Consider the following 22,902-nt stretch of genomic DNA (forward strand, 5'->3'; position numbering starts at 1 on the left):
CCGCCCTTCTTCGAGGAGCCACCCATGATCCGCACGCTCGCTGTTGCTTCCCTGTTGCTGCTGCCGCTGACCGCGCTCGCCAATGAACCGCAGTGCAGGTTCAACGAACCGCGCGACCTCAAGCTCGACCTGGCCGGTGCCAAGGCCGTGGTGTTCGAAGTGAACCAGCATGACCTGGTGCTGCAGGCCGGCCCCGGTGCGGCCCAGCTCGGCGGGCGCGCCTGCGCCTCCAACGCGGACTGGTTGCGCCAACTCACGGTCACCCAGCAGAAGGTCGGCGACAAGCTCGTCGTCCGCCTGCAGCGCGAAGGGCGCAGCCTCACCATGAGCGGCAGCAGCTATGCCTACCTGGACCTGCGCGGCACGGTGCCGGACACGCTCCTGGTCCAGATGAAGGTCGGCTCCGGCGATGCCAGCGTCAGCGGTGCGCATTCGCTCAGCGCCGATGTCGGCTCCGGGGATATCAAGCTGGAGAACATCAAAGGGCTGGTGACCGCGGCAGTCGGCTCGGGCGATGTCATCCTCGATGGCGCCGGTGCACTGAACCTGCTCTCGGTCGGCTCGGGTGATTTCAAGGCCCGCAACGTACGCGGCGACGCCAAGGTCGGCACCATCGGCTCGGGCGACTTCGAGCTGGATACCGTCGGCGGCAATGTCGAGATCGGCGTGGTCGGCTCCGGCGACACCGACGTGCGCCAGGCCAAGGGCAACGTGCGGATCGGCACCGTCGGCTCCGGCGATACCGAGCTGCGCGACATCGGCGGCAGCGTCACGGTGGAACGCCATGGCTCCGGCGATGTGACGGCCCGTGATGTCGGTGGCGACCTGCGCGTGGCCAACAGTGGCAGCGGCGATATCCGCCACAGCAATGTACGCGGCCGGGTTGAACTGCCGCGCGGCAAGTAAGCCTCTTTACCCTCAACGGATACGGACCATGACAACTCGACTGCTGCTGCCTGCCCTGCTGTTGTGCCTGCCCATCGCCGCCTGTACCGCCCCGGACAGCGGAAAGGGCAAAGCCCCCGCCGACCAGAGCGCCGCCGCCCCGGCCACCAGCGCGCTGGATACCGACAGCATCGGCAAGACCGTGCAGGAAGCCACTGACAAGGCCCGCCGGGAAATCGCCCAGGGCAACATCTCCATCTCCAATGGCAAATCACCCAAGGCCGAGATCAGCCCCCAGGGCGACCTGCTGATCGATGGCAAGGCGGTGCCGGTGGATGCCCACCAGCGTGCGCTGCTGCAGGACTACCGCAAGCAGGTCGAGTCGCTGGCCAGTGCGGGCATGGAGATCGGCGTGGCCGGCGCCAATCTCGGCGTGAAGGCGGCCGGTGAGGCGATCAAGGGCATGTTCTCCGGTGACACCCAGGGCATCGAAGCGCGGGTGAACGAGGAAGCCAGGAAGATCGAAGGCCAGGCCCAGAAGCTGTGCGGCCTGCTGCCCGGGATGATGGCCCGGCAGCAGGCGCTGGCGGCCGCGCTGCCGGCCTTCCAGCCTTACGCGACCATGGACCAGAAAGACATCGACGACTGCGGCAAGTAACCGGGCCCTGCCTGCGACGATGCGTCGCAGGCAGGCCCTTCCCGGCGCCAGGGGACTACAATCTGCGTTCCCGCCGCACGCGTTGTTGCCTGCTCATGAAGAAGCTGAGTCTGTTGCTGTTCGCCCTGTTCTGCCTCGTCGCCACTGGTTGCGACCAGGAGTACCGCAATCACCGCGCCGAGCGCAGCAAGCCGAAGATCACCGTCAGCGACGGCATGGTCACCGTGCGCCGCGCACCTGCGCCGAACATCATCATCCTGCCCAACGGGCACATGAAGATCGACGAGATCGAGATCCCGCTCAACGAAGAGCAGCAGGCGATGCTGCAGGGCATGTTCGGCCAGCTGCAGGTGCTGCGCCAGAACACCTTGACCGATGCTCCGCCGGACCCGGCCAAGCGCTCGGTGAAGATCCAGGTGCCCGATGGCATGCAGCCGATCCCGCCGGACCTGACCACGAAGATCCCCGAATTCAAGGACTACACCGAGACCTTCGGCAATCTGCAGGCCGACCGCCACTGACTGAGCCCCGCAGCGGCCGGCAGGCCCCTGGGCAAATGTCCCCCGTCCGCCGCCTGGCAGCGACGGCCTCCGCCTTGATTTTGCCCTGGGGCCCGCCGGCCGCTACGGGGCTCACGCACAAAAAACGGGCCATTCGGCCCGTTTTTCGTTTCAGGTAGTACGCGCGCTCAACCGCCGCCGCCACCACCGGCGTGGATGCCGCCGGCGGTCAGCGCGGCCGGATCGAGCAGCTTGCGCAGCTCGGCCTCGGACAGACCGCTGTCTTCCTTGGCCACCTCCAGCACCGGGCGCTGTTCCTTGTAGGCACGCTTGGCGATCGCGGCGGCCTTCTCATAGCCGATGATCGGGTTCAACGCGGTCACCAGGATCGGATTGCGATCCAGTGCCTCGCGGACGCGATCCTCCCGCACCTTCAACCCGGCGATCGCGGTATCGGCCAGCAGGCGGGTGATGTTGGCCAGCAGATTGATGCCATCGAGCAGGTTCGCGGCGATCAACGGCAGCGTCACGTTCAACTGGAAGTTGCCGGTCTGGCCGGCCACGGTGATCGCGGTGTGGTGGCCGATCACCTGGGCGCACACCATCACGGTGGCTTCGGGAATCACCGGGTTGACCTTGCCCGGCATGATCGAGCTGCCCGGCTGCAGCGCCGGCAGTTCGATCTCGCCCAGACCGGCCAGCGGACCGGCATTCATCCAGCGCAGGTCGTTGGCGATCTTGATCAGTGCCACCGCCAACGCGTTGAGCTGGCCGGACAGTTCAACCGCATCGTCCTGCGCGGCCAGGCCTTCAAACTTGTTCTCGGCGCTGTCGAACTTGATGCCGGTCTGCTGCTTGAGCTGCCTGGCCACCTGCGCGCCGAAACGCGGGTCGGCATTGATGCCGGTGCCGATGGCGGTGCCGCCCAGCGGCAGCCGACGCAGGCGCTTGAGGCTGTCTTCGATACGCTCCTGGGCAGAGGACAACTGCGCCGACCACGCACCGAATTCCTGTTCGAAGGTCAGCGGCATCGCATCCATCAGATGGGTGCGGCCGGTCTTGACCACCTTGCGCAGCGCGCGGCCACGCTTGTCGATGGTCTTGCGCAGGTGCACCAGCGAAGGCAGCAGCTGCTCATGCACGCCCAGCAGCGCCGAAACGCGCAGCGCGGTCGGGATCACGTCGTTGGAGCTCTGCCCCTGGTTGACGTGATCGTTGGGATGCACCGCGGTCTTGCCCGCCTTGCCGGCACGATTGGCCAGCGTGGCGATGACCTCGTTGGCATTCATGTTCGAGGAGGTGCCCGAACCGGTCTGGTACACGTCGATCGGGAAGTGCGCGTCATGGCGCCCATCGGCGACTTCGGCAGCGGCCGCCTCGATGGCCTTGCCGATGTTGCGCGGCAGATGGCCCAGCTCGACGTTGACGTTGGCCGCAGCCCCCTTGACCAGGCCGAGCGCGCGGATGAAACCGCGCGGCATGCGCTGGCCCGACACCGGGAAATTATCGACGGCGCGCTGGGTCTGCGCGCCCCACAACGCATCGGCGGGCACCTGCAGCTCGCCCATGCTGTCGTGTTCAATCCTGAAACCCTTGCTCATTGCTTCAACTCCGCACATCTTTCGTGGATGAAAGGGAACCTGCGGCTGGCAACGGGCCTGATTCCCTGGCTGGCGGCTCTGATCACGATACTCCCAAGCACCGTTGAAACCCAACCACGCGGTGGATCGGCTAGACTCGGGATTCGTTTTCATTCAGACAGACTGCCGCCCCCATGGGTGACGATCCCGACAGTAGTACCGGGCGTGCGAGCGCGCACGCACCGATGACCGGCCTCGCCGCCCTGGCGACCGCGGGTGCCATTCCGCTCCATGCAGCAGCGCTGCGGGGCCGCGGATGATCGGCAATCTCCTGCTTCTGCTGCTGGCCCTGCTGCTGGTGGTACTCAACGGCTTCTTCGTGGCCGCCGAGTTCGCCCTGGTGAAGCTGCGCCATACCCAGGCCGTCGGCCTGGCCGAGAACCATGGCTGGCGGGGACGGCTGCTGCTCAACGTGCACTCGCACCTGGATGCGTACCTGTCGGCCTGCCAGCTGGGCATCACGCTGTCCTCGCTGGGCCTGGGCTGGGTCGGTGAGCCGGCCTTCGCACACCTGCTGCAGCCGTTGTTCGACACCTTGGGGCTGACCCCGGAAGCCTCGCGCCTGACGTCCTTCATCATCGCCTTCAGCCTGATCTCGTTCCTGCACATCGTGCTGGGCGAACTGGCGCCGAAATCGATGGCGATCCGTCGCCCCGAGGCGATGTCGCTGTGGACGGCCGCGCCGCTGTACCTGTTCTATTGGGCCATGTACCCGGCCATCTGGCTGCTCAACAACAGCGCCAATGCGCTGCTGCGCCTGGCCGGCTGGGGCGATGTGGAGCACACCTCGCACCGCTATTCGCGCGAGGAGCTCAAGCTGATCGTGGGTCGCCAGCAACCGGTCGGCACCGCGCCGGACCAGGACCTCACCTTGATGAGTCACGCGCTGGAACTGCCCGAGCTGGTGGCCGGCGACCTGATGCGCTCCCGCGACCACATGCGTTCTTTCCGCGAAGGCATGCGCCTGGCCGACGTCATGGCCGAGTTCGCCGAAAGCCGCTACAGCCGCTACCCGTGGTTCGACCGCGATGGCGAGGAAGTGCTGGGCATCCTGCACATGAAGGACCTGCTGGTCGAGATCGCTCGAGGCAATCCCACCGACGACCTGCGCCCGCTGCTGCGCCCGGCCAACCTGATCGCGCTGGAAACCCCGGTACCGCTGGTGCTGGAGCGCTTCCGCACCGGCACCACCCACCTGGCGCTGTGCGTGGAAGAGCACGGCCGCATCCTGGGCTACTTCACCCTGGAAGACCTGCTGGAAGTGGTGGTCGGGGATATCGAGGACGAACACCCGCATATCGTCAAGGATGCCCCCACCCGTGGCGCCGACGGCACCCTGCTGGTGGCCGGCTCGACCTCGATCTTCCGGCTTGAGCGGCTGCTGGGACACGACCTGAGCGCGCCGGACCACCTCAATTCGGTCGGCGGGCTGATCGTGCACCAGCTCCAGCGGCTGCCCGAGGAAGGCGAGCAGCTGGAGATCGACGGGCACCAGTTCACGATCAAGCGCATGGCCGGGCACCGGATCCAGGCGGTGACGGTGCGCATGGCACAGGCCGAGGACGCCGGGGCAGCGTAGAATGGCGGCCCCCGCTGCCACCGATCTGCGCCCTGCCATGTCCGAATTCGCCCTGCTCGCCCTGTCCCCGCTCGATGGCCGCTACGCCGGCAAGGTCGACGCCCTGCGCCCGATCTTCTCCGAATACGGCCTGATCAAGGCCCGCGTGAAGGTGGAAGTGGAATGGCTGCTGGCACTGGCCAATGAGCCGGGCATCGTCGAACTGGCGCCGTTCTCGGCTGCCGCCACCGCACGCCTGCGTGCCCTGGCCGACGACTTTGCCCCGGCCCACGCCGCGCGTGTGAAGGAGATCGAGCGCACCACCAACCACGACGTCAAGGCCGTGGAGTACTTCATCAAGGAGCAGCTCACCGCCGATGCGGAGCTGGGCCCGGCGCTGGAGTTCGTGCATTTCGCCTGCACCAGCGAGGACATCAACAACCTCAGCTACGGGCTGATGCTCGAGCAGGCCCGCCGCGAGGTGCTGCTGCCCTCGCTGGACAACATCGCCGGCGTGCTGCGTGCCCTCGCCCATGCCCAGGCCGCCCAGCCGATGCTCTCGCGCACCCATGGCCAGACCGCCTCGCCGACCACCCTGGGCAAGGAAGTGGCCAACGTCGTGGCCCGCCTGGAGCGCCAGCGCCGCCAGATCGCCGCCGTCGAACTGACCGGCAAGATCAATGGCGCGGTGGGCAACTACAACGCGCACGTCATCGCCTACCCGGACGTGGACTGGCCGGCCTTCGCCCAGCGCTTCGTGGAAAGCCTCGGCCTGGTCTTCAACCCGTACACCACCCAGATCGAGCCGCACGACAACGTCGCCGAGATCGGCGATGCCGCGCGCCGCGCCAACATCATCCTGATCGACCTGGCGCGCGACGTCTGGGGCTATATCTCGCTGGGCTACTTCAAGCAGAAGCTCAAGGAAGGCGAAGTCGGCTCCTCGACCATGCCGCACAAGGTCAACCCGATCGACTTCGAAAACGCCGAAGGCAACTTCGGCATCGCCAACGCCCTGTTCGAGCATTTCAGCGCCAAGCTGCCGATCAGCCGCTGGCAGCGCGACCTGACCGACTCCACCGTGCTGCGCGCGGTCGGCACCGCCTTCGGCCATACCCAGGTCGCCCTGGACTCGCTGGCCAAGGGCCTGGGCAAGCTGACCGTCAATCCGGAACGCCTGGATGCCGACCTGGACGCCGCATGGGAAGTGCTGGCCGAAGCGGTGCAGACCGTCATGCGCCGCCATGGCCTGCCCAACCCGTACGAACAGCTCAAGGCGCTCACCCGCGGCCAGGGCATCACCACCGAATCGATGCAGGCCTTCGTTGAATCGCTGGACCTGCCCGCCGACGCCAAGCAGAGCCTGCGCGCGCTGACCCCGGGCGGCTACATCGGCCTGGCAGCGGACCTGGCCAAGGCGATCTGAAGGCATGGGCGCCGCCCCGCTGCGCCCCCGAACTACCGTCTACACGCTCCAAGGATCTCCCCCATGGCCGCACGCAAGATCAAAACCCCCGTCATCGAAATCCAGGCCCGTCCCGGCCTGCCGCTGGGCATGCCCGCCGCTACCTTCCTGCGCGATTACTGGCAGAAGCGCCCGCTGCTCATCCGCGGCGCCTTCCCCGATTTCGAGACCCCGGTGCAGCCCGAAGACCTCGCCGGTCTGGCCTGTGAAGAAAGCGCGCTGTCGCGGCTGATCACCCACGACCGCGCCACCGATGGCTGGACCGTGCGCACCGGCCCGTTCCAGGAAGAAGAATTCCCCGGCATGCCGGACCACGACTGGACCCTGCTGGTCCAGGACGTGGACAAGTGGGACGCCGACGTGCGCGCCCTGATCAGCCACTTCGATTTCCTGCCGCGCTGGCGCATGGACGATGTGATGATCAGCTTCGCCGCCACCGGCGGCTCGGTCGGCGCCCACGTGGACCAGTACGACGTCTTCCTGCTGCAGGCTTACGGCCACCGCCGCTGGCAGATCGACGCCAGCGAATCGATCAAGGGCAAGCGCCCGCCGCTGGACTTCCGCGACGACGTCGAACTCAAGCTGCTGCGCCGCTTCAAGCCGACCCACGACTGGGTGCTGGCCCCGGGCGACATGCTCTACCTGCCGCCGAACGTGCCGCACAACGGCGTTGCCGAAGACCCCTGCCTGACGTTCTCGTTCGGCATGCGCGCCCCGGCCTCGGCCGAACTGATCAGCGACTACCTCGATACCCTGATCGAGGGCGCCGACGAGTCCATCCGTTACCAGGATCCGGACCTGAAGGTGCCGGAGGATCCGAACGAAATCGACGTGGTCTCGATGAACCGCGTGGTCGAAGCGCTCAACGCCATCCGGATGAACGATCCGGACAAGCTCGGCGACTGGTTCGGCCGCTTCATCACCACCTACCGCGCCGCCGGGGAAGTGATGGCGCAGGGCGAACCGCTGCCGCGCGAAGAGATCGAAGCCGCCCTGGGTGCCGGCGTGGAACTGCATCGCCACCCCTGGGCGCGCCTGGCCTGGCGCCGTGCCAAGCGTGGCGCCAGCCTGTACTGCAGCGGCCTGGACTTCGCCCTGCCGGTCAAGGATGCCCAGGCGCTGGCCGGCGCCGAACAGATCGGTGCGGCGCTGTACCAGAAACTCTCGGCCAAGGGCCGTGATGCCGTGCAGGCACTGGTCGCCGGCGGCTTCTACCAGCTGGTGGAAGACACGGGGCTGGAGGACGAAGACGACTACGTCGCCGAGTACGACATCGTCGACGGCACCGAGGCAGTCGACGTGGTCGACGACGAGGCCATCGAGGCCGACGTGCACGAGGTGACCATCCATGACGACGGCATCGAGGTGATCGTCGATTTCGACGACAGCGACGAGACCGACGGCAAGGACGAGCCCCAGCGCGGCTGACCGCCCCCGCCATGACCGGCCCCGGCTTCCAGGTTGATGTGGTCGACTACCCGGTGCAGCACGCCGCGCTGCACCGGGTCCGGTTCACCGTGTTCGTCGACGAGCAGCAGGTCCCCGCCGAACTGGAGATCGACGCGCTCGACCCCCTGAGCGTGCATGTCCTGGCCTGCGACACCGCCGGCACCCCGATCGGAGCCGGACGGCTCACCCCGGACGGCCGGATCGGCCGCATGGCGGTACTGGCCGCCTGGCGTGGCAAAGGCGTCGGCGAAGCCCTGCTGCTGGCCCTGGTCGACCAGGCCCGGGCCCGGGGCTGGCGCGAGGTCGGGCTGCATGCGCAGCTGCCGGCCCGCGTGTTCTATACCCGGCAGGGCTTTCTGCCGGAAGGCGCGATCTTCGAAGAGGCCGGCATCGCCCACCAGCACATGCGGCTGGCCCTGTCCGGTGCAGTCGCGATCGAGCGCGCCGAAGAGGCCGTGGCGATCACCACCGCCTTGATCCACCGCGCCCGCCGCCAGCTGTGGATCCACAGCCGCCAGCTCGACCCCGGCCTGCTCGATGCACCGCCGGTGCTGGAAGCGTTACGCCGCTACGCCACCGCCCGCCACGACAAACAGGCCTGGCTGATCGTCCACGACAGCACCGCCATCCGTCAGGCCGGCTCACCCGTGCTGAGCCTGCTCCAGCGGCTGCCGAGCGTCTTCCGGGTGCGCGAGGTGAGCGATCCGATCGACCGCGCGACGCCATCTGCCTGTCTGCTCAACGACACGGGCGACTACTACTTTCGTCTGAGCGGCCACCGCTTCGATGGCGAGGCCGGGCTGGCCCAACCGGCACGTTCACGACCGTTGCAGGAAGGTTTGCAGCGCTTATGGGAACGTTCGCGTGATTGCAGCGAACTGCGGGCACTCGGCCTGTAGCCCACCGCGCGGCCCCGAACCTGTCTGGGAATGACACCGCGGTTCCCGCACTGGACCGTACGGTGCCCCTTCCTGTCGCGTTGGGGGTACAATTTGGGGCGTTAGATACCGCCCGCGCAGGCTATTCACTTTTCCCTGCCGGATCATCGAAGCCTTACCCCACAAGCGAATCCGACTCTCCATCGTGGACAATCAACTGAAGCAGTTTGCGCAATCTTCGCAGCTCGCCGGCGGCAACGCCTCCTATATCGAGGATCTGTACGAGCAGTACCTCGTTTCTCCGGACAGTGTCGATCCCAAATGGAAGACCTACTTCGACGGCTTCCAGGGCCGCGAAGCCGGTGATATTCCGCATTCGGCCGTCATCGCCCACATTGCCGACGCCGCCAAAAACGCCATCAAGAGCGGCACCGCCGATGGTGCCGGCGACGAGCGCGAGCGCAATGTCGGCCGCCTGATCACCGCTTACCGGTCGCGTGGCCACCTCGGTGCCCGCCTGGACCCGCTGAGCCTGACCGCGCCGACCAATCCGCCGGATCTGGGCCTGCCGTTCCACAGCCTGTCGGAAAGCGACCTGGGCAGTGAGTTCAGCACCGGCGGCGTCGCCGGCCAGCCGCGCATGAAACTGCGTGACCTGCTGGAGCGCCTGAAGAAGACCTACACCGGCTCGATCGGTGCGGAATTCATGCACATCTCCGAGGTCGAGCAGCGCCAGTGGCTGTACCAGCGCCTGGAAATGGCCGGTGGCAACTACAACCTGGACGCAGACACCCAGCGCCGTACCCTGGAGCGCCTGACGGCTGCCGAGGGTCTGGAGCGCTACCTGCACACCAAGTACGTGGGCCAGAAGCGCTTCTCGCTGGAAGGCGGCGATTCGCTGATCCCGATGATGGACACCATCATCCGTGACGCCGGCAAGGATGGCGTCAAGGACGTGGTGATCGGCATGGCCCACCGCGGCCGCCTGAACGTGCTGGTCAACACCCTCGGCAAGAGCCCGCGCAAGCTGTTCGACGAGTTCGAAGGCAAGTTCGAGCACGACGACCACGCCTCCGCCGGCGATGTGAAGTACCACATGGGCTTCTCGGCCGACGTCGCCACCGCCGGCGGCGCGGTCCACCTGGCGCTGGCGTTCAACCCGTCGCACCTGGAAATCGCCGATCCGGTCGTGGCCGGCAGCGTCCGTTCGCGCCAGGAACGCCGTGGCGATACCGCCCGCAAGCAGGTGATGCCGATCCTGATCCACGGTGATGCGGCCTTCGCCGGTCAGGGCGTGGTGATGGAGCTGTTCCAGATGTCCCAGGCCCGCGGCTTCGCCGTTGGTGGCACGGTGCACATCGTGGTCAACAACCAGGTCGGCTTCACCACCTCCAATCCGGAAGATTCGCGCTCCACGCTGTACTGCACGGACGTGGCCAAGATGATCGCCGCGCCCGTGCTGCACGTGAACGGCGACGATCCCGAAGCGGTCGTGTTCGCCGCCAAGCTGGCCTTCGAGTTCCGCCAGAAGTTCAGCAAGGACGTGGTCATCGACCTGATGTGCTACCGCCGCTGGGGCCACAACGAAGCCGATGAACCGGCGATCACCCAGCCGCTGATGTACCAGGTCATCCGCAAGCACCAGACCACCCGCGAGCTGTACGCCGCGACGCTGGAAGCGGCCGGCGTGATCGAAGCCGGTGGCGGCAAGGCCCTGGTCGATGCGTACCGCAACAAGCTCGATGCCGGCGAAGTCACCACCGAGCTGGCCCAGGTCGAGAAGACGCCGGCCACCAGCAAGATGTACGTGGACTGGCCCAAGCTGCTCAACGGCAAGCTGTCCGACGCCGTCTCCACTGCCGTGGGCATGGAGAAGGTCAAGCAGCTGGCGCAGATGATCAACACCGTGCCCGAAGGCGTGGAACTGCACTCGCGCGTGGCCAAAGTCTATGACGACCGCCGCAAGATGGCCGCAGGCGAGATCCCGGGCGACTGGGGCTTCGCCGAGAACCTGGCCTACGCCACCATCCTCGACGAAGGCAACAACCTGCGCCTGGTCGGCCAGGACGTCGGCCGCGGTACGTTCACGCACCGCCACGCGATCCTGCACGACCAGAAGACCGACAACTACTACCTGCCGCTGCGCCAGCTGGTCGAGTCGCCGGAACAGGCCACCATCATCGATTCGCTGCTCAGCGAAGAAGCGGTGATGGCCTATGAGTACGGCTTCTCCACCACCGATCCGAACACCCTGTGCATCTGGGAAGGCCAGTTCGGCGACTTCGCCAACGGCGCCCAGGTCGTGATCGATCAGTTCATCGCCGCCGGCGAAGCCAAGTGGGGCCGCATCACCGGCCTGACCCTGCTGCTGCCGCACGGTTATGAAGGCCAGGGCCCGGAGCACAGCTCCGCACGCCTGGAGCGTTTCCTGCAGCTGTGCGCGCTGGAGAACATGCTGGTGTGCGTGCCGTCGACCCCGGCACAGGCGTACCACATGCTGCGTCGCCAGATGCGCATGACCACCCGCAAGCCGCTGATCGTGATGTCGCCCAAGTCGCTGCTGCGCCACAAGCTGGCCGTGTCGACCCTGGACGAACTGGCCAACGGCGAGTTCCAGCACCTGATCGGCGATGCCAACGCAGACGCCAGGAAGGTCAAGCGCGTGGTGCTGTGCTCGGGCAAGGTCTACTACGACCTGCTGGAAGACCAGACCAAGCGTGGCCAGGACGATGTCGCCATCATCCGCGTGGAGCAGCTGTATCCGTTCCCGCGCGTGGCACTGGCAGCAGAGCTGAAGAAGTACGGCAAGGCGGCCGATGTGGTGTGGTGTCAGGAAGAACCGCAGAACCAGGGTGCCTGGTACCAGATCCGTCACCACCTGCAGGCGTGCCTGGCCGATGGCCAGAGCATCCATTACGCAGGTCGCGCCCGTTCGGCATCGCCGGCCGCTGGACACATGGCTGACCACATCATCGAGCAGCAGAAGCTGATCGCCGATGCCCTGGTCAACCCGTTCAACGACTCGGTCGCTGAATAACTCTCCCCCTCATTCTAGAAAAGACAAACCAGGAAGCTCCCGCATGGCCACCGAAGTCAAAGCCCCGGTACTGCCCGAATCCGTCGCCGACGGCACCATCGCCACTTGGCACAAGAAGGTCGGCGATGCCGTCAAGCGCGATGAAAACCTGCTTGATCTGGAAACCGACAAGGTCGTCCTGGAAGTGCCGTCGCCGGTCGATGGCGTGCTGAAGGAGATCAAGTTCGAGGTGGGCGCCACCGTGACCTCCAGCCAGGTCGTGGCCATCATCGAAGAAGGTGCGACCGCTGCTGCTGCGCCGGCCGAAGAGAAGAAGGCCGACGCCCCGGCCGCTGCTCCGGCACCGGCCGCTGCCGCTCCGGCCGCTGCTGCAGCGCCGGCCCCGGCCACCAAGTCCGCTGCCGATTCGCTGCCCCCGGGCGCCCGCTTCACCGCCATCACCGAAGGCGTGAACCCGGCCGACGTGGACGGCACCGGCCGCCGCGGCGCGGTGACCAAGGAAGACATCGTCAACTTCGCCCGCAACGGCGGCGCCGGCAAGTCCGGTGGCGCACGTCCGGAAGAACGCGTGCCGATGACCCGCATCCGCAAGCGCATCGCCGAGCGCCTGATGCAGTCCAAGAACGGCACCGCGATGCTGACCACCTTCAACGAGGTCGACCTGTCCAAGGTCTCGGCCGCGCGCAAGGATCTGCAGGACGAGTTCGTCAAGGCGCACGGCATCAAGCTGGGCTTCATGAGCTTCTTCGTGAAGGCCGCCGCCAACGCACTGCAGCGCTTCCCGCTGGTCAATGCCTCGATCGACGGTGACGACATCATCTATCACGGCTACTCGGACATCTCGATCGCCGTGTCGACCGAGAAGGGTCTGGTGACCCCGGTGCTGCGCAACGTCGAGCGCATGTCCTTCGCCGATATCGAAAAGACCATCGCCGACTACGCCAAGAAGGCCCGTGACGGCAAGCTGAGCCTGGAAGAACTGCAGGGCGGCACCTTCACCGTGACCAACGGCGGCACCTTCGGTTCGCTGCTGTCGACCCCGATCATCAACCCGCCGCAGAGCGCCATCCTGGGCATGCACGCCATCAAGGAGCGTCCGATCGCGCAGAACGGCCAGGTCGTGATCGCGCCGATGATGTACCTGGCGCTGTCCTACGATCACCGCATCATCGACGGCAAGGACTCGGTCCAGTTCCTGGTGGACATCAAGAACCAGCTGGAAAACCCGGGCCGCATGCTGTTCGGCCTGTAAGACCTCCCACCCCTCCGCGCCCGCGCGGAGGGGTTCTGGTTTTACGGCACTGCACCGCACTGCCCTGCTCTCTCCCCCGGCGCCTGCGCGCCACCGGCTTCAAGCGAAGCTCGGGAATGCAACAAGGAACTATCAATGGCTGAACAATTCGACGTCGTCGTCATCGGTGCCGGTCCGGCCGGCTACCATGCCGCCATCCGCGCCGCGCAGCTGGGTCTGAAGACCGCCTGCATCGACGCTGCGCTGGGCAAGGACGGCAAGCCGGCCCTGGGTGGCACCTGCCTGCGCGTGGGCTGCATCCCGTCCAAGGCGCTGCTCGATTCCTCGCGCCAGTTCTGGAACATGGGCCACATCTTTGGCGACCACGGCATCAGCTTCAAGGATGCCAAGATGGACGTCGAGGCGATGGTTGGCCGCAAGGACAAGATCGTCAAGCAGTTCACCGGCGGCATCGCCATGCTGTTCAAGGCGAACAAGGTCACCGCGTACTACGGTTTCGGTGAGCTGCAGCCGGGCAACATCGTCAAGGTCAAGCAGCACGACGGTTCGGAAGTCGAGCTGAAGGGCACCAACGTCATCATCGCCGCCGGTTCGGATTCGATCGAACTGCCGTTCGCCAAGTTCGATGGCGAAACCATCGTCGACAACGTCGGCGGCCTGGATTTCACCGAAGTGCCGGCTCGCCTGGCCGTGATCGGTGCCGGCGTGATCGGCCTGGAACTGGGCAGCGTCTGGAAGCGCCTGGGTTCGGAAGTGACCATCCTGGAAGCGCTGCCGGACTTCCTGGCCGCGGCTGATGCCGAAGTGGCCAAGACCGCCCTGAAGGAATTCAAGAAGCAGGGCCTGGACATCCGCCTGGGCGCCAAGGTCTCCAAGGCCGAGGTGACCGGCAAGGGCAAGAAGAAGGAAGTCGCCCTGACCTACGCCGATGCTGAAGGCGAAAAGAGCCTGGTCGTGGACAAGCTGCTGGTGGCCGTCGGCCGTCGCGCCGCCACCAAGGGCCTGCTGGCCGAAGGCACCGGCGTCAAGATCAACGAGCGTGGCCAGATCGAAGTGGACGCACACTGCCACACCGGCGTCGATGGCGTCTGGGCGGTCGGTGACTGCGTGCGCGGCCCGATGCTGGCGCACAAGGGCTTCGAGGAAGGCATTGCCGTGGCCGAGCTGATCGCGGGCCTGCCGGGCCACGTCAACTTCGACACGATCCCGTGGGTGATCTACACCGAGCCGGAGCTGGCCTGGGTCGGCAAGACCGAGCAGCAGCTGAAGGCCGAGGGCATTCCGTACAAGGCCGGCAGCTTCCCGTTCGCCGCCAACGGCCGTGCCGTGGCGATGATCGAGCCGTCGGGCTTCGTGAAGGTCCTGGCACACGCCGAGACCGACCGCATCCTGGGCATGCACCTGGTCGGTGCGAACGTCTCCGAGCTGGTGCACGAAGGCGTGCTGACCATGGAGTTCAGCGGTTCGGCCGACGACCTGGCGCGCATCTGCCACGCCCACCCGTCGCTGTCGGAAGTGGTGCATGACGCCGCGATGGCCGTGAGCAAGCGCGCGATCCACAAGGCCAACTGAGCCTTGTTGATGGCGTAACGAAAAACCCCGCTTCGGCGGGGTTTTTTGTGGGCGACAGGCAGCGCCGGCCGCTGCACGGGCCCCTTCGCAATTGGTAGTGCCGGCCGCTGGCCGGCTCCTCGCCATTGGTAGTGCCGGCCGCTGGCCGGCTCCCCGCCATTGGTAGTGCCGGCCGCTGGGCGGCTCCTCGCCATCCCGACAGCAAGAGCCGCCGGCCAGCGGCCGGCACTACCCGATCCCATTCCTGTTCAGGCCGTTGCGACGCGCCCGCCACCCAGCAGCCGCGCCGGAAGCATCAACAGCGCACGCAGGAAGGCAAACAGCGCCGAGAACGTGATGCCGACCAGGCGGAACGGCAGGCTGACCAGCCACACCAACGGCCACGCCACCAGGGCCAGCAGCGCCAGCGGCCAGCACAGCACGAACAGCAGGCACCACACGCCCAGCACGAACAGGGTCTTCATCGTCGGTCTCCTTCGACTCGGGGCAACGTCGCCCACCGGGCCACGTTGCCCCGCGCCGGGGAACGCGACAAGCGCGCTGCGACGAAGCACGCCCCAGCGCGGATGAAGCTGCCGCTGCGGCGATGAAACCGGCGTGCCGACCGTGGCCGGCGCGCCGCCCACTCACGGTACCGGCGGTGACTCCACCGCGCCGCCCTGCCCGCCCGAGGTCAGGCGCAGGCCGATGCTGCTGGCACGATCCGCGCCGCGCGCCTGTTCATGCCCCAGCAGCAACGACAGGCTCCAGCCACGCTGGATCGCCAGATCCACGCCGGCCTGCAACGACAACACATCATCGTTGTAGCTGCGGAGTGCTACCTGGTAGTCCTGCGGCCGTGACCACGTCGCGTAGTTCAGCGAAGCCATCCCGCGGTCCTGCAGCGCCCGCCGGTACTCGATGCTCCAGAACGGACGCAACCGGCTCTCGGCCGATACCTGCGCACTGCCTTCCATCCCGATGGCCAGCGCGCGGTTTTCCACGGTCTGGCGGCCATAGGCGAGATCCAGCACGCCCAGGCCGTGCTCGCGGTAGGCATCCAGGGTGGTACGGCTGGCATCCCAGCGGGCGTACCCGGTCAGCCGGGTTGCCGCCAGCATCTGCTCGTAGCCCAGGCCGAGCGAACCGAACCACTGCGTGCCATCGCGCCGCGCCTGCGCCTGCGCATCGGCATCGGTGCTCCAGCGCTGCAGATCGAACTGCAGGTTGCCGGTGGCGATCATCGCGTCCACGTACAGGTGCGCGTTGCCACGCCACAGGCCGTACAGCGCCAGCGAGCGCTGGTCGGCGCGCAGGCGGGTGCGATCGTCGTCCTGGTCGCTGTCGCTGCGGCCCACGCTGCCCGCCACGCCGAGCAGCGTGCGTTCGCCGAAACGGCGGTCCACACCGACGCTCAGCCCGTCGCTGCGCAGGTCATAGCGGCCGCCTGCGGTGGCCCCGCCGCGGCCGTAGCTCGCGCTACCCGCGGCCCAGGTTCCCCAGCCGGCCGGCAACCACGCCGCGCCGGTACCGAGCGCGCTGCCCAGCGGCAGCGATGCGGCGTTGGGGCCGCCACCGCCACTGGACACCGACAGCGTGTTGCTGGCGGGGTTGCCGCCGTCGCGTACCTGGCGCAGGCGATCGCGGATGTTGCCCTGTTGCGCGGCGGCGAAACGGACGCTCGCTTCCACCTGCGCCTGCAGCAGTCCGGTGACGCCCGGGTCACGGGTCGGGTCAGGGCGCACATTGACCATCAACCGCAGTTCCACGCGGGCGGCGGCGTAACCACCACTGGCGGCCTGCTGTGCGGTGATCACGGCGCTGCCTTCAGCGTGTACCTGGACTGTGCGGCCCTCAATGCTGGCCACCGCCGGCGCGCTGCTGTGGAAGGTGAACGCACCGGGGCTGACACTGGTCGGCAGCGGCAGCTCGAAGCTACCCTGCTCCAGCAGACGCGACATGTCTGCCGCCCAGGCCAGCACCGGCACCGCGGCGGCGATGTCCACGTCCAGGCGCTGCTGTGCGGCGGCCTGGTGATTGGCGTCGCCGGCCTGGTCGGCGGTCAGGCTGCACCGCCCGGACGCCAGCATGACCACGCGCGGGCCGTCCACGCTGCACACCGCCGGGGTGGTGCTGGCGAAGATGATCGGCTGCCCCGAGGCGCCGCCCTGGGCGCTCAACAGGAAGCTGCCTCCCGCGCTGAACACCGGGGCGCCGGGATCGGCGACGAAGGCGCTGATGGCCTGCGCGGCCTGCGCGACCACGAAGCGGTAGCCGAGCGCGGCGGTGAAGCCATGCGCATCGCGGACCTCGACCTGCACCTCGAACGTGCCGGCCTGGATGGCGGTGCCCTCAAGCAGCCCATCCGCAGTCAACCGCACGCCCGGCGGCAGCTCGCCGGACAGCAGCCGGAACGCATACGGGGCGACGCCGCCACGCACTGGCAGGCGCGTGCTCACTGCCTGCCCCAGGGCGACCTCCGGCGGTGCAGTGTCGCCGGGGATGATCTGCGGCGCGTCCACCAGCAGCACCATGCTGCGGCGGGCCTGGAACGGGCCGTCGCCGGTGCTGCTGTCGGTAACCTCGACATCGACCGCAAAACGGCCGGCAACCACCGGCGTGCCGATCAGCTGCCCGCCCGGCGTCAGCGCCATCCCGGCCGGCACTGCGCCCCCCACCAGCGCATAGCGGTAGGGTGCGCTGCCGCCGCGGCTGAGCAGCTGCAGCGTGTAGGGGCTGCCGGCGGTGGCCGCGTCGGGCACGATGTCATCGATCGCTACACTCGGCGCGGCCACGGTGATCGTCACGGTCGCCGGTGCGGAGGTGCTGAAGGCATCGCTGGCGGTGTAGTCCACGCTGTCGGCGCCGGCGTAACCGGCGTGCGGCGTGTAGCGCAGCGTGGTGCCCTGCACCTCCAGCGTGCCATGCTGCGGCGCGCGGACAACATCGAGGCGGGTGGCGGCACCCTGCAGCGTCAACGGCAGCACGATGCCCGCTGCGCCGTAAGCGATGCCGATGCGGCTGTCCGCCGCGCCCAGGACCGGCAACGGAGTGACCGCCGCCGAAGGCGCCGAGGCCGCGCCTTGGCCGTGTTCGCTGCGTGCGACCACGATGAAACGATACGCGGTGCCGTTGGCCAGCCCGGTCACGGCAATCGGCGAGCCGCTGCCGGTGGCGCTGATGCCGCCCGGTTGCGCGCTCACGGTGTAGTCGAGGATCGCGCCGCTGCCGGCGCGGGCCGGCGCAACGAAATGCACCAGCACCTGGCCATCGGCGGCCACGCCACGCACATCGGCCGGCGCGCCCGGCAGCTCGACGCCGACCAGCACCGCCACCGTGCTGCCGACACCGTGCAATGCCGTCGCCGCGTCGGTGCCTTGCGCATTGCGCAGGCTGCCTGCAGCGGCCTGCAGCGCCTCCACGGCGATCCCATCCTCATCGAGGTCATCGGCCTGCACGGTGTAGCCAAAGCGCAGCACGGTGCCCTGCGCATCGGCCGCCTGCGCGAGCAGCACGGCCTCGCGCTGCTGTGCGCCGATACGCAACTGCAGTACCGGTGGCACGCCGACCTGCAGCGGCTGGTCGAAGCCGACCTGGAACGCCAGCGTCTGCCCCGCCAGATAGCGGCCCGCTGCAGGCGGAGTCACCCGCAGCACGCGCGGCGCATCGAGCACGGTGAGCGCGTCCGATGGCGCCGAGGCCGCGCCGCTGCCCACGCGGTTGATGGCGGTAACGGTAAAGCGCTGCGCGACGCCGGCAGGCAGGCCACCGATGCGCAGCGGGCTGCCCGCGCCGCGCACGCTCTGCCCGCCTGGCAGCGCCTGCACGAGGTAGCCGGTGATCGGGCTGCCACCGTCGAACGCGGGGGCCACGAAACGGATCTCGGCAGTCTGGCTGGACGCCAGCACGACCTGCACGATCGCGGGCGCACCCGGTGCAACCGCCCGCACGTCGAAGCGATGCGAGACGCGTACGGCGGCGCGGGTGGCGGCATCGCCGGGCTGGTCGGCATCGATGCCGCAGGTGCCGGCCGCCAGCAGGGTCAGCGTGCCGTCGGGGCCCACGCTGCACACCGCCGGTGTGGCGGCCGTCCACTGCACCGGCAACTGGCTGCTGGCGGTGGCGGTCAGCCGCGGTGACGTGCCGAGATCCTGCGGGCCCGGATCGGCGAACTGGATCTGCTGGTCGGCCATCGGTACCACCGGTGCCGATGGCGCCGAGGCCGCGCCCGTGCCGGCCGCGTTGCGCGCGGCGACGGTGAAGCGGTACGCCGTACCGTTGCGCAGGTTGGTCAGCACCGCCGGCGATTGTGCCATCGGTACCTGCAGGCCACCGGGCTGCACGGTGACGATGTAATCCAACACCGTGCCGCCGCCGTTCTGCAGCGGCGGATCGAAGGTCACCGTCGCCGTACCGTCGTCCGCACGGACGGCGGTGATGGTCGGCGCATCAGGCGCCACGGCGCCCACGGTGATGCCAGCAGTGGAACCGACACCGGCCAGGACCAGCACCGCATCGACGCCGTCGGCGTTGCGCAGGGTGCCCCCGTTCAATCCGAGCGATTCGATCGCGATCCCCTCCAGATCCCGCTGGCCGGGCAGTACGGTGTAACGGAAATCAAGCGTGGTGCCGCCCGAGCCGGCGTCGTACTGCGCCGCCACGCGCTCGCTGCCGATCACCAGCATCAGCTGCGGCGTACCCGTCACCTGCACCGGCTGGTCGAAGACAAGCTGGAAGTCGAGCGACTGGCCGGCAACATAGCGACCCGCGGCCGGTACCTGCACCGCGCTGATCCGCGGCACGGTCGGCAGGGTGACCGGGTTGGAGGCCACCGACATCGTCCCGGGACCGCTGGCCGTGCGTGCGCGCACATGGAACGTGTAACGTCCCCCTGCCTGCAGGCGCTCCACCCGTACCGGGCTGGCGGCACCGGAAACCACCGATGCACCTGGCAGGGTGATCACCTCGTAGGCCGTGATCGCGCTGCCGCCATCACTGCCAGGCGGGTCGAAGAATACGTCCACGCTGGTGGCGCCCGCGCGTTCGGCGCGCAACAGGGTGGGGGCCGACGCGGTGCCGGGCACCACCATGAAACTGCGCGCCACCGGCGTGGCTGCGGTGATGCCGGCCGTGCCGGGCTGCTCGGCGAGCACGGTACAGGTGCCGGTGCTGAGCAGGCGCACGCTGGCAGGCGCTTCGGCCTGGCACACCAACGGCGTCTGGCTGCTGTACTGCACCGGCAGCCCGCTGCTGGCCGTGGCGGTGAGCGACAACAGGGTGCCGACCGGCTGTGGGGCCGGCAACGGGAAGGTGATGGCCTGGCTGGCCTGCGGGGTGACCGTGTTGCTCGGGTCCGAGTCGACACTCACCTCGGTGCCGTTGTCGGCACGCACGCGGAACTGTACCGGCACGCCATTGGCCAGCCCGGTGACGGGGATCGGCGAGGCGCTGCCTGTGGCCTGCGCGCCGCCGCTGGAGATCACGACGTAGTGCGCGATCGGCGCCCCGCCGTTGCGGGCCGGCGCCTGGAAGCTGATGCTGGCTTCGCCGTCTGCGGCGGAGGCGACCACCCGGGTCGGCGCGTCCGGTACACCCGCCGCGACGCTGCCCGCGTAGCCCGAACTGGCGCTGGCCCTGGTCGCATCGGCCACGGTGATGGTGGCACTGAAGCCACCGGCCTGTTCGGGCACGCCATGCACGCGGCCATCGGGCTCCAGCACCAGGCCGGCAGGCAGTTGCCCTGCCGTGATGGTGAAGGCGTAGGGCGCGGTGCCGCCGCGAACCCCCAGGGTCTGGTCGACGTTGCGGCCCACGGTCATCACTGGCGGCGTGGTGGCGTCCAGCGTGAGCGGCGCGGCCGAGGCGTTCTCACAGTGTACGACCGCGTTCATGAGGTAGCCGCCGCGGGTACTCACGGAAAGGTACAGGCCGTTGGCCACCAGGTATCCGGCCGGCGTACTGCCCGTATGAGGGCCTGGCGTCCCGGTGAAACTGCGGTAGTCGTATGCCACCGAGGAAAAGTTCGCCGCACGCAGGATGACGCTGTCCGACTGGGCCAGGTTGATACGGGGGTCCAGCCCGCTGTCGAGGAAGGTGACGGAGACGATGTCACCCGGGAGGAATTTCGTGGGCTGCTGACTGGTCGTCATCGTGACGCCACCGCTCAACGCGTTGACCGCCGCACACCCCGGTGATTCGGCCATGGCCATGCCGCTGCCCAGCACCAGCTGCAGCACACCGGCGCCCATCCAGATGGCGGCCCGCGCCAGCCTGCCCTTCCCTGCCCCTGACAGCATCCGCACTTCCCCTTGCCCGTCCGTTCAGCGCGCGCCGCCGTGGTCCGGTCGGCAACGCCGTCGCTGTGGTGATCGTCGAGATGGGGAAACGCACACGGCCGCACACCGCGTGGCGGTGGCGACATGGCTGGATTCCCCTGGTACCGGGTGCGGTAACGGCCCGGCGCAGGGGATCTTTAGCGGTTTGTGGGCGCCATCACGGTGCAGGCCAATGCGCGATGCCCCGGCCGCTTACTCGAACGAACCCACCGAATCGTGCGACAGATTGTCGAAGCGGGTGTATTCACCGAAGAACTTGAGCTTGCACGAGCCGGTCGGGCCGCCTCGGTGCTTGCCGATGATGATCTCGGCCAGGCCCTTGTCCGGGGAGTTTTCCTTGTTGTAGTAATCGTCGCGGTAGATGAAGACGATCATGTCCGCATCCTGCTCGATAGCGCCGGATTCGCGAAGATCGGCCATCACCGGGCGCTTGTCGGTACGCGTTTCCAGCGAGCGGTTGAGCTGGGACAGGGCGATCACCGGCACGTTGAGCTCCTTGGCCAGGCCCTTCAACGAACGCGAGATTTCCGAGATTTCGGTCGCGCGGTTTTCGCTGTTGCCCGGCACGCTCATCAGCTGCAGGTAGTCGATCACGATCAGGCCCAGGTCGTGCTCGCGCTTGAGGCGGCGGCACTTGGAGCGCAGGATTTCCGGCGACACGCCTGGCGTATCGTCGATGAAGATCTTGGTTTCCTTCAGCATCCGGATCGCGCCGGTGACGCGGCTCCAGTCCTCGTCTTCCAGCTGGCCGGTACGCAGGCGCTGGGCGTTGATGCGGCCATTGGAGGAAATCAGGCGCATCGCCAGCTGCGAGGCCGACATTTCCATCGAGAACACCGCCACGCCCTTCTTGGATTTGATCGCGGCGTACTCGGCGATGTTCAGCGCGAAGGTGGTCTTGCCCATGGCCGGACGCGCGGCCAGGATGATCAGGTCGGTCGGCTGCAGGCCGGCGGTCATCGCATCGAAGTCGGCATAGCCGGTCGGCAGGCCGGTGATGTTGCCGCCGTTTTCGAAGCGGATGCGCAGCTCTTCGAAGGCATCCTTCAGCGCGCCGGGCATCGCCACGAAATCGGTGCGGCCGCGCGCGCCCTGCTCGGCGATCGCGAACACGGATTTTTCCGCGGCCGAGAGCAGCTCGCTGCTCTCGCGCCCTTCAGGCTGGAAGCCATCGTTGACGATGTCGGTGCCGACCTGGATCAGCTGGCGCAGCACCGCCTTGTCGCGCACGATCTCCGCATAGGCGGCGATGTTGGCGGCCGACGGCGTGGTGCTGGCCAGTTCGATCAAGTAGGCGCCATCGCCGACCAGCTCCATCTTGCCCTGCGATTCGAACCACTCGCCCAGGGTCACCGCATCGAACGGGCGGTCGCGCTCGGACAGCTCGCGGATCGCGCGGTAGATCATCTGGTGATCGCGGCGGTAGAAGTCGGTTTCGGTCAGCTGGTCGTTGACCCGGTCATAGCTTTCCGGGGCCAGCATCAGCCCGCCCAGCACCGCCTGCTCGGCCTCGATCGAATGCGGCGGCACGCGCAGGGCGTCGATGCGCATCTCATCGCGATCAAAGCGGTCACCGCGGTCTTTGCGGTCGGAACGGAAACCAGAACGGGCGGACATGGGGGGCGTACTTCCTGCAGTGTGAGGCGTGGGACATGGTAGGCACGCGGGGAGCCCCGCAGCCATGCACAAACCTG

The 22,902-nt window shown here is 67.8% G+C and carries 14 protein-coding genes; 10 read left to right on the plus strand and 4 right to left on the minus strand.

What is annotated here, in order from left to right:
- Positions 1-24 precede the first annotated feature (24 nt).
- From BIZ42_RS02735 to BIZ42_RS02745, 3 genes are all read left to right on the plus strand, one after another.
- Positions 25-906 (plus strand): DUF4097 family beta strand repeat-containing protein, encoded by an 882-nt coding sequence (locus BIZ42_RS02735; protein ID WP_070425480.1) that lies wholly within the window; start codon positions 25-27, stop codon positions 904-906.
- A 28-nt stretch (positions 907-934) separates the two neighbouring features.
- Positions 935-1,543, plus strand: coding sequence for a DUF2884 family protein (locus BIZ42_RS02740; RefSeq protein ID WP_019185939.1), 609 nt, complete (start codon positions 935-937; stop codon positions 1,541-1,543).
- Positions 1,544-1,638: 95 nt separating this feature from the next.
- Positions 1,639-2,064, plus strand: coding sequence for a hypothetical protein (locus BIZ42_RS02745; protein ID WP_046273903.1), 426 nt, complete (start codon positions 1,639-1,641; stop codon positions 2,062-2,064).
- Between the two features lie 167 nt (positions 2,065-2,231).
- On the opposite strand, the gene BIZ42_RS02750 is transcribed toward BIZ42_RS02745, so the two are convergent.
- A complete protein-coding gene (locus BIZ42_RS02750) occupies positions 2,232-3,644 on the minus strand; it encodes a class II fumarate hydratase (RefSeq protein WP_046273902.1) in 1,413 nt (470 codons plus the stop codon).
- 295 nt (positions 3,645-3,939) lie between these two features.
- Here BIZ42_RS02750 and BIZ42_RS02755 point away from each other — a divergent pair, with 295 nt between their 5' ends.
- The 7 genes from BIZ42_RS02755 (at position 3,940) to lpdA (ending at position 14,894) form a co-directional block, all read left to right on the plus strand.
- Entirely contained in the window at positions 3,940-5,262 is a 1,323-nt protein-coding gene (locus BIZ42_RS02755) for a hemolysin family protein (RefSeq protein ID WP_070425481.1), read from the plus strand.
- Positions 5,263-5,299: 37 nt separating this feature from the next.
- On the plus strand, positions 5,300-6,667 hold the full coding sequence (gene purB / locus BIZ42_RS02760) for an adenylosuccinate lyase (RefSeq protein ID WP_026070207.1): 1,368 nt from the start codon (positions 5,300-5,302) through the stop codon (positions 6,665-6,667).
- Positions 6,668-6,730: 63 nt separating this feature from the next.
- Positions 6,731-8,134 carry a cupin domain-containing protein gene (locus BIZ42_RS02765; RefSeq protein ID WP_070425482.1) on the plus strand — a complete coding sequence of 468 codons (1,404 nt, stop codon included), beginning with the start codon at positions 6,731-6,733 and terminating at the stop codon, positions 8,132-8,134.
- Between the two features lie 11 nt (positions 8,135-8,145).
- Positions 8,146-9,054: a GNAT family N-acetyltransferase gene (locus BIZ42_RS02770; protein WP_070425483.1), complete on the plus strand. Its 909-nt coding sequence runs from the start codon at positions 8,146-8,148 to the stop codon at positions 9,052-9,054.
- A 184-nt stretch (positions 9,055-9,238) separates the two neighbouring features.
- Positions 9,239-12,070 (plus strand): 2-oxoglutarate dehydrogenase E1 component, encoded by a 2,832-nt coding sequence (locus BIZ42_RS02775; RefSeq protein ID WP_070425484.1) that lies wholly within the window; start codon positions 9,239-9,241, stop codon positions 12,068-12,070.
- 43 nt (positions 12,071-12,113) lie between these two features.
- Positions 12,114-13,322, plus strand: a complete 1,209-nt coding sequence (sucB, locus tag BIZ42_RS02780; protein ID WP_070425485.1) for a dihydrolipoyllysine-residue succinyltransferase — start codon at positions 12,114-12,116, stop codon at positions 13,320-13,322.
- Positions 13,323-13,457: 135 nt separating this feature from the next.
- Complete coding sequence (lpdA, locus tag BIZ42_RS02785) at positions 13,458-14,894, plus strand: dihydrolipoyl dehydrogenase (protein ID WP_070425486.1); 1,437 nt, start codon at positions 13,458-13,460, stop codon at positions 14,892-14,894.
- Positions 14,895-15,142: 248 nt separating this feature from the next.
- Here lpdA and BIZ42_RS02790 read toward each other — a convergent pair whose 3' ends face one another.
- The 3 genes from BIZ42_RS02790 to BIZ42_RS02800 all read right to left on the minus strand — a co-directional run bounded on the left by BIZ42_RS02790 (position 15,143) and on the right by BIZ42_RS02800 (position 22,825).
- The gene (locus tag BIZ42_RS02790) at positions 15,143-15,358 is read right to left on the minus strand and encodes a hypothetical protein (protein WP_019185929.1); all 216 of its coding nucleotides are present in this window, start codon (positions 15,356-15,358) and stop codon (positions 15,143-15,145) included.
- 162 nt (positions 15,359-15,520) lie between these two features.
- The gene (locus tag BIZ42_RS02795) at positions 15,521-21,169 is read right to left on the minus strand and encodes an autotransporter domain-containing protein (RefSeq protein WP_156785675.1); all 5,649 of its coding nucleotides are present in this window, start codon (positions 21,167-21,169) and stop codon (positions 15,521-15,523) included.
- Between the two features lie 231 nt (positions 21,170-21,400).
- Positions 21,401-22,825, minus strand: coding sequence for a replicative DNA helicase (locus tag BIZ42_RS02800; RefSeq protein WP_019185928.1), 1,425 nt, complete (start codon positions 22,823-22,825; stop codon positions 21,401-21,403).
- Positions 22,826-22,902 lie beyond the last annotated feature (77 nt).

Source organism: Stenotrophomonas sp. LM091, assembly GCF_001806305.1.
Classification (GTDB): Bacteria; Pseudomonadota; Gammaproteobacteria; order Xanthomonadales; family Xanthomonadaceae; genus Stenotrophomonas; species Stenotrophomonas bentonitica_A.